Annotated in this window: 7 protein-coding genes; all 7 read right to left on the minus strand. The window is 74.0% G+C overall.

What is annotated here, in order from left to right:
- Positions 1 to 201: 201 nt before the first annotated feature.
- A complete protein-coding gene (locus tag ACZ6KF_RS33570; RefSeq protein ID WP_469241956.1) occupies positions 202 to 1,461 on the minus strand; it encodes a cation:proton antiporter domain-containing protein in 1,260 nt (419 codons plus the stop codon).
- Between the two features lie 192 nt (positions 1,462 to 1,653).
- Positions 1,654 to 2,370 (minus strand): helix-turn-helix domain-containing protein, encoded by a 717-nt coding sequence (locus tag ACZ6KF_RS33575; RefSeq protein ID WP_469179355.1) that lies wholly within the window; start codon positions 2,368 to 2,370, stop codon positions 1,654 to 1,656.
- 62 nt (positions 2,371 to 2,432) lie between these two features.
- Positions 2,433 to 3,506: a polyprenyl synthetase family protein gene (locus ACZ6KF_RS33580; protein ID WP_356636668.1), complete on the minus strand. Its 1,074-nt coding sequence runs from the start codon at positions 3,504 to 3,506 to the stop codon at positions 2,433 to 2,435.
- Between the two features lie 141 nt (positions 3,507 to 3,647).
- The gene (locus tag ACZ6KF_RS33585; protein WP_356636666.1) at positions 3,648 to 5,234 is read right to left on the minus strand and encodes a class I adenylate-forming enzyme family protein; all 1,587 of its coding nucleotides are present in this window, start codon (positions 5,232 to 5,234) and stop codon (positions 3,648 to 3,650) included.
- Between the two features lie 200 nt (positions 5,235 to 5,434).
- A complete protein-coding gene (locus ACZ6KF_RS33590) occupies positions 5,435 to 6,589 on the minus strand; it encodes a DegT/DnrJ/EryC1/StrS family aminotransferase (protein WP_356636664.1) in 1,155 nt (384 codons plus the stop codon).
- 4 nt (positions 6,590 to 6,593) lie between these two features.
- Positions 6,594 to 7,151: a cupin domain-containing protein gene (locus ACZ6KF_RS33595; protein WP_356636662.1), complete on the minus strand. Its 558-nt coding sequence runs from the start codon at positions 7,149 to 7,151 to the stop codon at positions 6,594 to 6,596.
- Positions 7,148 to 8,224, minus strand: coding sequence for a type III polyketide synthase (locus tag ACZ6KF_RS33600; RefSeq protein WP_356636660.1), 1,077 nt, complete (start codon positions 8,222 to 8,224; stop codon positions 7,148 to 7,150). The genes ACZ6KF_RS33595 and ACZ6KF_RS33600 overlap by 4 nt, the downstream gene beginning before the upstream one ends.
- Positions 8,225 to 9,202 lie beyond the last annotated feature (978 nt).

The following is a 9,202-nucleotide window of genomic DNA, read 5'->3' on the forward strand; positions in this document are numbered from 1 at the left end:
AACGACGCCGTCTGGGACGTGAAACGGTCACCCGTCAACTGCATCCCGTCACCCGAGTCCCCCGCAAACCTGATGACCACCCGGTCGAGACGGCGGACCTCCCGGCCGTCCGGGGGCGGCGGGGCCGGGCGGGTGGCGGGTTCGCCGGCGGCGGGCGACGGGTGCGGCATGGGTGGGCTCCCGGGGAGGATTGGCGGTGTGTCAGGCGGGGGTGCCGACGGCTCCGGTGGTGCGTTCGGGCACGCCCGGGTCGCTGTTCCCGGGGCGGCCGAGGATCCAGTTCAGCAGCGGGCCCGTCATCGCGGTGGTGACCACGGCCATGACGACCATGAGGGAGTAGAGGTCCTGGCCGAGGAAGCCCAGTTGCAGGCCGACGTTCAGGACGATGAGTTCGGTCAGGCCGCGGGTGTTCATGAGGGTGGCCAGGGCGGCTGACTGCCGTGCGGGCATCCGGTTCAGGCGGGCGGCGGTGAAGGCGCCGGCGAACTTGCCGCCGACGGCCACCAGCAGGATCAGCGCGAGGGCGCCCAGGCTGCCGGTGTCCAGGCCGGACAGGTCCACCTGGAGGCCGGAGACGAGGAAGAACACCGGCAGGAGCAGGGCGCCGGTCATCTGGCCGAGGCGGTCGTGGACCTGGGTGCGCAGCCGTTCGGTGCCGGTGCGCGGCAGGATCGCGCCGAAGAGGAACGCGCCGAAGATGTAGTGCAGGCCGACCCATTCGGTGGCGGCGGCGGACAGCAGCAGTCCGGCCAGGACGCAGGCGAAGACGGTGGGGGTGAGTGTGAGGTCGGGCCGGCGGGCGGCGTAGCGGTGCAGCAGGGGCCGTACGGCGAAGAGCATGGCCAGCAGGTAGGGGGCGGCGAGCAGCATGCGCCACTGTTCGGCGCCGGCCGGGCCGCTGACGGCGACGACGGCGGCGAGCAGGACCCAGGCCAGGACGTCGCCGATGGCGGCGCAGGCCACGGCCATGGCGCCGAGGGGGGTGTGGGTCATGTGCCGGTCGGTGAGGATGCGGGCCAGGACGGGGAAGGCGGTGATGGCCATGCTGATGCCCATGAACAGCATGAACGCGGTCCTGTCGCCGGTGCCGTAGTCGTCGGCCAGGTGGAGTGCCAGGAGCATGCCCAGGCCGAAGGGCACGGCGATGGAGCTGAGCGAGACGGTGGTGGCGAGGCTTCCGTTGCCGCGCAGGAGGGCGGCGTCGATCTCCAGGCCGACGAGGAACATGAAGACCGCGACGCCGACCGCTGCCAGGGCGCCGAGCAGGGGCCGGATGTCGGTGGGGAAGAGGGTGTCGGAGGCCGCGCCGTTCCAGAGGGTGGGGCCCAGGGCGATGCCGGCGAGGACTTCGCCGATGACGGCGGGCTGGCCGAGCCGTCGGGCCAGGGCGCCGAGCAGGCGGGCCAGGAGCACGATGACGGCGAGGCCGAGGAGGAGGGAGGTGGTCTGGTGGGTGTCCATGCGTTCTGTCTCCGTAGGCCGGGTCCTTGCGTCGCGGTGGTGGGGCGGCGCGGACGGGCGGGCCCGGCGTGTCCGAGGTGGCGGGCCGGGCCCGCGGGCGGTGCGGGGCGGCTCGCGTGGTGTCGGGGTGGGGCCTGCGCGGCGGGAGGGCGGACGCCGGAAGAAGAAGGGGGGCCGGGGGGTGGCGGGGTGTCAGGCTGCCTGCTGCTGCGGGTCGATGCCGGAGAGGGCCGACAGGATCGGCGGGCGGGTCCAGTCCATCGGGGACAGGGTGATGTCCAGCGGCGGCCCTCCGCTGCTGTCCACGCGGACCGGGCCGGCGGTGGCCGTCAGCAGGGTGCGGTCCGGGCCGTGGGGGGCGACGGCGTGGATGTGCCAGGTGCCGGTGGGGACGTGGTCCAGGGTGAAGCGGCCCGGTGCGCGGGTGCTGCTCCAGCAGGCGGGGACGCCCTGGAGGATGGCGCCGTCGAAGGCTCCGACGTAGACGGCGGGGACGTGGGCGCCGGTGGTGCGCAGGATGCCGGTGACGGCGGCGGTGGGGCGGGTGGCCGGTGCGGGGCGGGAGGGGGCGGGCTGGGGGGTGCGGGCGGTGAGGGAGAGCCTGCGGTACTGGGTGGGTGACAGGCCGACCGATTCGGTGAAGCGGCGGGTGAAGCTGCCGCTGCTGCTGTAGCCGACGCGGGCGGAGATGTCGGCGACGGTGAGGGTGGTGCTCAGCAGCAGCCGTTTGGCCTCCTGGAGGCGTACGGCGCTCAGGAAGCGTCCCGGGGTGACGCCGGTGACCCGGCTGAAGACGCGCAGGAAGTGGTATTTGCTGACCATCGCGCTCTGGGCGAGGTCGTCGAGGGTCAGGGGTTCCCAGAAGCGTTCGCGGATCGTGGTGACGGCAGGCTGCACGAGGTGGTCCATGGGGGCTCCTGGTCGCGATGGTGAACCGGTGTGGAGCCCGCGAGCAGCCGGTGCGGGCCGGGTCAGTTGTCGCGGTAGGCGGCGCGGTGGGCCATGTCGGCCAGTTCGCTGCGCCACACGGGGTCCAGCGGGGCGGCGGCGATGGCGGCCTGGCCTTTTTCGACGAGGGCGGCGATGTGGCGTTCGACGTCCCCCGGCACGCCGGTGTCGGTCAGGCGGCGGTGGACCTCCTGGGGGGTGTGGCCGGGTTCGGTGACCAGGGTGTGGATGTTCTCGTCGCGCTGCATGGCCCAGCCCAGCAGCAGGGTCATCTTGTGCTGGCTGAAGTCCAGGCCGGTGGGCTTGCCGGTCTGGGCGGAGTCGCCGAAGGCGTCGAGGAGGTCGTCGCGGAGCTGGAAGGCCTCCCCCACCGCTTCGCCGTACTCGGTGAAGGCGGGGGCCAGGTCGGCGCGGCCGGCGCCGCCGGCGCCCATGACCAGCGGCCGGTGGATGGTGTAGCGGCCGGATTTGATCAGGGCGATCAGGCGGGAGAGGGCGGGGTCGACGCTGAACTCGGCGGCGGCGGCGACGTCGAGGCACTGGCCGATGTGCACTTCGGAGCGCAGCCGGTGCCATTCGGGGCGGACGCCGGGCGGTGCCTGGGCGACGAGTTCGTCGGAGTAGACCAGGGCGAGGTCGCCGATGAGGATGGCGAGGCCTTCGCCGAAGCGGCGTGCCTCGCCGCGCCAGCCGCTGCTGGTGTGCAGCTGGGAGTAGGCGGTGTGCACGGTGGGCTTGCCGCGGCGCTGGGCGGAGTTGTCGAGGATGTCGTCGTGGATGAGGGCGGAGACGTGGAGCATCTCCAGGCCGGCGGCGGCGGCGACGATGCCGGGGTCGTCGGGGTCGCCGCCGGCGGCGAGGTAGCCGGCGATGCAGAAGGCGGGCCGCAGGCGTTTGCCGCCGGAGACGACCACGTCGGTCAGGGTGTCGACGGCGGCGGCGGCGCGGGCGTCGACGCCGGCGTAGTGGGCGCGTTCGCCGGCCAGGAACGAGCGCAGTTTGTGCTCCACCCGCTGGAGCAGGTCATCGGTGATGCGGCGCGCGGAGGCGGCCGGCTCCTGGCCGGTGGCGGGCCAGGGGGTCACTTCGGTCGTCACTGCGATCTCCTCGGGGCGGGGCGTGGGAGCGCGTGCGGCGGCCCCGGGGCGCGGCCGGCAGGATGCGGCGCGCGCCCCGGGGCCGTGCGCCCGGGTGCGGGTGCGGTGTGCTGGTGTCGGCCCGCGCCGGGCGCGGGGCGGTCAGGTGCGGTGCCGGCTGAGTTCCTTGATCCGGTGGGACAGTTCGACCCGCTGGACCTTGAGGGTGGCGGTGCGCGGCAGTTCGGCCTGGGGGATCTGCAGGGGGTCGGCCAGCTGGGGGAAGTCGGCGACGGCCCAGCGCCAGCGGTCGATGTCCAGGGGCTTGTCGTCGTGGGTGCAGATGACCGGGACGGGCCGGGAGTCGGGGCCCTCGACGACGACGAGTTCGCTCAGTTCGTCGAGTTTGCCCAGGACGACGTCCTCGACCTCCAGGGAGCTGCGCACGCCGGAGATCATGTCGATCTCGCGGTCGAGCATGTGCAGGCAGCCCCAGCGGGTGCGGTAGCCGACGTCGCCGGTGCGCCACCATTCGCCGTTGCGGTTGGTGTCGTAGCGCTCCTGTTCGGCGTAGTAGGTCTTGGCCAGGCCGTCCCAGGCGACCTCGATGAAGCCGGGGTTGTGCTCGGACGGGGGGCGGCCGTTGCGGCTGACGACGCGGATGCGGGCGGCGCCGGCGGGCATGGCCCAGCCCACGCAGCGGCCGTTGGCCTTGTGGGCGGAGTGGCGGAAGTAGGCGCGGCCGACGGCGGGGCCGACCTCGCTCTGCCCGTAGATCTGGAAGAAGAACGCGCCGCGCCGGTGGGAGGCCTTGAGCAGCCGGCTCATGGTGCGCGGGTGGATGGCGTCGAAGGTGCTGGAGAAGACCTTCACCGATCCGAAGGGCATGCGGGGGTCCTCGGCCAGTTCCTCCCAGTCCATCAGGGAGTTGGGCAGGGCCTCGACGAGGACGGGCCGGTGGGCGATGAACTGCTCGGCGATCTCGCCGGGGTCGGACTCGCGCAGCAGCAGGACGGGGAATTCCTTGATCAGGGCCAGGGACATCGCCGCGACCATCCGTGAGTGCACGAACGGTATGTGGATGGCGACGGTCTCCTTCTTGCGCATCAGCGCCAGCAGCCGCCACTGGGGGATCAGGCGCAGGCCCTGGGTGCGGGGGGTGTGCACGACGAGTTTGGGGATGCCGGTGGTGCCGGAGGTGTGGGTGATGACGGCGGCCTCGTCGATGGGGCGGACCACGGGCCGCACCCGGGGGGAGCCGGCCAGGGCGTCCAGGGCGATCGCGCCGGGGCGTTCGCCGCCGACCGCGATGACCCGCTGGGTGAGGTCGGCCAGCGGCAGTTCGGCCAGCGCGTCGAGTTTGCGCACGTCGGTCAGGAGGCTGGGCCGCTCGACCCGCTTGAGCAGGGCGCCGACGGTCGCCGCGTCCAGGGCGGGCGAGAGCATGACCACGACCGCGCCGATGCGGGAGGCGGCGGACGCCAGCATCCAGATGTCGGCGTTGTGGGTCTTGTGGAGCACGACGTGCTCGTCGGGGCGCACGCCGGCCGCCCACAGCCGGGCTGCGAGGTCGTCGACGTGGGCGGCGTACTGGGCGACGGTCAGGCGGCGGCCCGCCTGGGGCAGGGCGTCCAGGTCGTGGTCCAGGACGATCGGCGTCGACCCGTTCACGGCGGCGGCCATCTCCGGCAGGAGGCCGATGTGCAGACCGCGCTTCTGGATCGATTTGTAGGCTGTGGAGCCTTTCATGGCGACTGTCTCCTTCGGGGCACGCTGCGTGGTCTACGGCGCACTGTGCGGGTCCGTGGCCGCCCCGCCCCGCCCGCGCCCGGGGCCGGCCGCGGCGGGCGCGGGCGGCGCACAGGGGCGGGTGGGGTGCGGGGAGTGGTGAGCGTAGGGGCGGGGCGTGGAGAACGGCTCGAACCGGCCGCCGGGGGCCGGCGGTGGTGTCAGGCGGCGCGGCGGGGGCCGGCGTGGGCGCGCAGCGCGGTGCGCAGGGCGGCGGCGACGCGTTCGACCTGGTCCTCGGTCAGTTCGGCGTGCATGGGGATGGCGAGGTTGCGGCGGAAGAGGTCGGCGGAGACGGGGCAGGTCTGCCCGCCGGCGAAGACGGGCTGGACGTGGGTGGCCCAGGTGCCGTGGCCGCAGCCGATGCCCTGGGCGCGCAGGTCGGTGGCAACAGCCGCCCGGTCCACGCTCTCGTCCAGGGTGACCATGTAGGACTGCCAGGCGTGGGTGCGGTCCTCGGGGACCGTGGGCACGGTGAGCAGTTCCTCGCCGGCGAGGAGTTCGGCGTACTGGGCGGCGACCGCGCTGCGCCGCTTGAGGAGTTCGCCGATGCGGCCGATCTGGACCTGGAGGATGGCCGCGGCGATGTCGGAGAGCTTGAAGTTGTAGCCGATCTCGGTGAACTGCGGTATGGGCAGGCCGACGACCTGCGCCTGGTCGAAGATGCTGCCGATGCCGAAGGAGGAGCGCAGGCGGGCGTCCTTGCCGATGTTCGCGTCGGCGGCGATCAGGGCGCCGCCCTCGCCGCTGGTGGCGCCCTTGCGGCCGTGGAAGGACAGGCAGGCCACCTCGGCCAGGGCGCCGGCCTCGCGGCCCTGGTAGGTCGCGCCGACCGCGCAGGCGGCGTCCTCGACGACGAACAGGCCGTGCCGGTCGGCGATGTCCTGCAGTTCCGTGTAGTCGGCGGGCATGCCGACGGTGTCGACGGCGATCATGCCGACGGTGCGGGGGCCGACGAGGTCGGCGACGGACTGCGGGTCGACGGTGCCGGTGTCGCGGCGCACGTCGGCGAAGACGGGGCGGGCGCCGACGTAGGCCACGGCGTGGGCGGGGGCGGGGAAGGTGTAGTCGGCGACGATGACCTCGTCGCCGGGCTTGACGCCCAGCGCGAGCATCGCCAGGTGCAGGGCGGCGCCGCAGTTGCTGACGGCGACGGCGTCGCCGGCGCCGTAGCGGGCCTTGAGCTGGGCCTCCAGCGCCTTGCCCCGCGGGCCCTGCCCGGCCGGCCAGCCGGAGGCGAACACCTCGGCCACCTGGGCCAGTTCCTCCTCCCCCAGGCTCGCGTGGACCAGGGGAATGGTGTCGTTGCTGCTCATCGCCTCACGCTCCGCGCTCGGGTGCCTGCTGGGAAGGGACGTGGGTGGGCGGCTCGTACCGCAGGGGGGTGAGCTGGTGGACGTCGTAGCGCCGGCGCATGTCCTCCACCGCGCTGGGGTCCACCGTGGTGCCCGCCGCCCAGATGTCGGCGATCTCCTCGAAGTAGTGCTCGTGGTAGGGCGAGGGGAAGCAGGTGAAGAGCATGCGGGCGGGCGCGTCGGAGGCGTTGCGGAAGGCGTGCGGGGTGCCGGTGGGCACGAACATGGAGGCGCCCTCGGTGGCGGTGACCGCCCGCTGCCCCTCGCTGGAGCGCCACTCGTGCCAGTTCTGCCCGGTGCGCTGCTCGGGTTCGAAGGCCAGCAGCTGCAGTTCGCCCTCCAGGACGTAGAAGAACTCCTGGGAGTCGTTGTGGACGTGCGCGCCGACGTCGAAGCCGGGCGGGACGACCACTTCGAAGACGGACACCGAGGAGCCGTCGGCGTGGGTGGCCTTGAAGGTCACCTCCTGGGCCTTGGTGACGAGCCTGCGGCCGCCGCCGGGCGGCAGGATCAGCCCGCTCATGCGGCGTTGCCCAGCGAGGCGGGGGTGTCCACGGCCCAGCGGCCCAGCGCCATCTCGGCGGTGATGCCGGGTCCGAAGCCGGCGATCAGGCCGGTGGCGTCGGGCTGGAGGGCGTCCTCCTCGAACAGGCGGCGGGCGGCGTCCAGGACGACGGCGCTGGCGATGTTGCCGTACTCGGTCAGCGTGGCCCAGCTGTGGCGGAAGACCTGCCGGTCGACCTCGAGGAACTTGGCGAGGTCGTCGAGGATGCGCGGCCCGCCGGCGTGGACGATGTAGAAGTCGAGCCTGCCCGCGTCCCAGCTGTGGTCCTTGGCGAACTCCCGCAGCACCGGCGCGAGCGGCTCCATCGTGCCCGGCACGCGGCGGTCCAGCTGGAAGTGGAAGCCGGTGTCGCGCACGTCGTAGGAGATCCAGTCCTCGGTGTTGGGGATGAGGTAGGAGGCGTTGCGTTCCAGCTGGATGCCGACGCCGCCGTTGCCGCGGACCACGGCGGCGGCGACCGCGTCGCCGAACAGGCCGTCCGACAGCAGCGAGCCGACGTCGTCGGCGTCGGGCTGGTAGCACAGCGAGCACAGTTCGCACGAGACGATCAGCACGTTGCTGCCCGGGTGGGCGGTGCAGAAGTCGTGGGCGCGGTTGACGGCCGCGCCGCCGGCGGCGCAGCCCAGCTGCGCGATGGGGATCTGGCGGGTCTCGGAGCGGAAGCCGAGCTTGTTGATGAGCCAGGCCGTCAGCGACGGCATCATGAACCCGGTGCACGACACGTAGATGATCGCGTCGATGTCACGGGCCGTCACCTCGGCGTTGAGCAGGGCCTGTTCGACGACCGCGGGGACCCGCTTCTTCGACTCCAGCTCGTAGATGCGGTTGCGTTCGGTGAATCCCGGGTGGCGCAGCGTCTGCTCGATGGGCTGGACGATATGCCGCTTCTGCACCCCCGTGTTCCGGATCAGCCGGAGCGCCAACGGGAGCTGCGGCTTTCCGCCGTGGACCCGTTCGGCGAATTGAAGAGTCTCTTCCATCGTGATGACGTATTCCGGCGCATTCACGGCGGGCTTGCATAGCCTAGGCATATCGGGGCTCTGCTTTCTCTAGGGTCTGCCGTCGGTACGTGAAGGGCCTTTCGCGCACCCGACGCCTCTGTGGTGCGCGCCGAGGAGGGCGGGCCGGGGTGCGGTGAGGGCGGGGTGCGGGCGCGCGGGACCGGCCGGGGCGGGCAGCCCGGGGCGCGGTCCGGCCGTGCCGGGCGGCCGGGGTGCTCGGGGCGCGGCACGGTACGGGCGCGGGGGTGCGGGGCGCGCCCGGCCGGGAGGGGAGAAAGGCGGGGCGGGCGGCGCGGGCGGCCGCGGGCCCGGGGAGAGAGAGGGGGGTGTGCGTCGCCCGGTGGCGCGGGTCCGCCGGAGCCGTGTGCGGCTGCGGGGGCGTCCCGGGGCTGGTCTGCCGCCTGCCGGGCCGGCGGTGCGGCCCTCGGTCCACTGCTGCGCGTCACGTTTTGGGCAGGGGAGGCGTGCTGAAATAGTGACACGGCTGGCTTCTGTGCGCCAAGGGCCGCCAGAAGTGACGTGGATCACGTCGCCGTGGGGGCGGGTGCGGGTGCGGGGCGGCGGGCCGGGCGGGGTGAACCGGCCGGTCAGGGCGCGGTGTCGGGCGCCGGCGGCAGGACCGGGGCGGGTTCCGCAACGACGCGGGCGGCCTGCTCGCCGCGGGCGCCGGCCGGGGCGGCGCGGGGACGAGGACGGCGCCGGCCGGGGCGCGGGCCGCCAGGACGGGCCGGCGGTTCCGGGCGGCGGCCGTCACCACGGCGCGGGCGGTGCGGTCCGGCTGAGCGGCCGGCGGCGGCGCGGCGGGCGCGCCGCCGCCGGGCCGGGCCGCCGGGGGGGGTGAGGGACTCGGCGCCGGGGGCGGGGCATGGGGTCTGCTCCTGGTGCCCGTGGACCGCCGTGCGGCGCATGCGAAACGGCGGCGGGGGGGGGGGGGGGGGGGGGGGGGGGGGGGGGGGGGGGGGGGGGGGGGGGGGGGGGGGGGGGGGGGGGGGGGGGGGGGGGGGGGGG

The sequence above is a fragment of the Streptomyces sp. NPDC046379 genome (assembly GCF_055587785.1).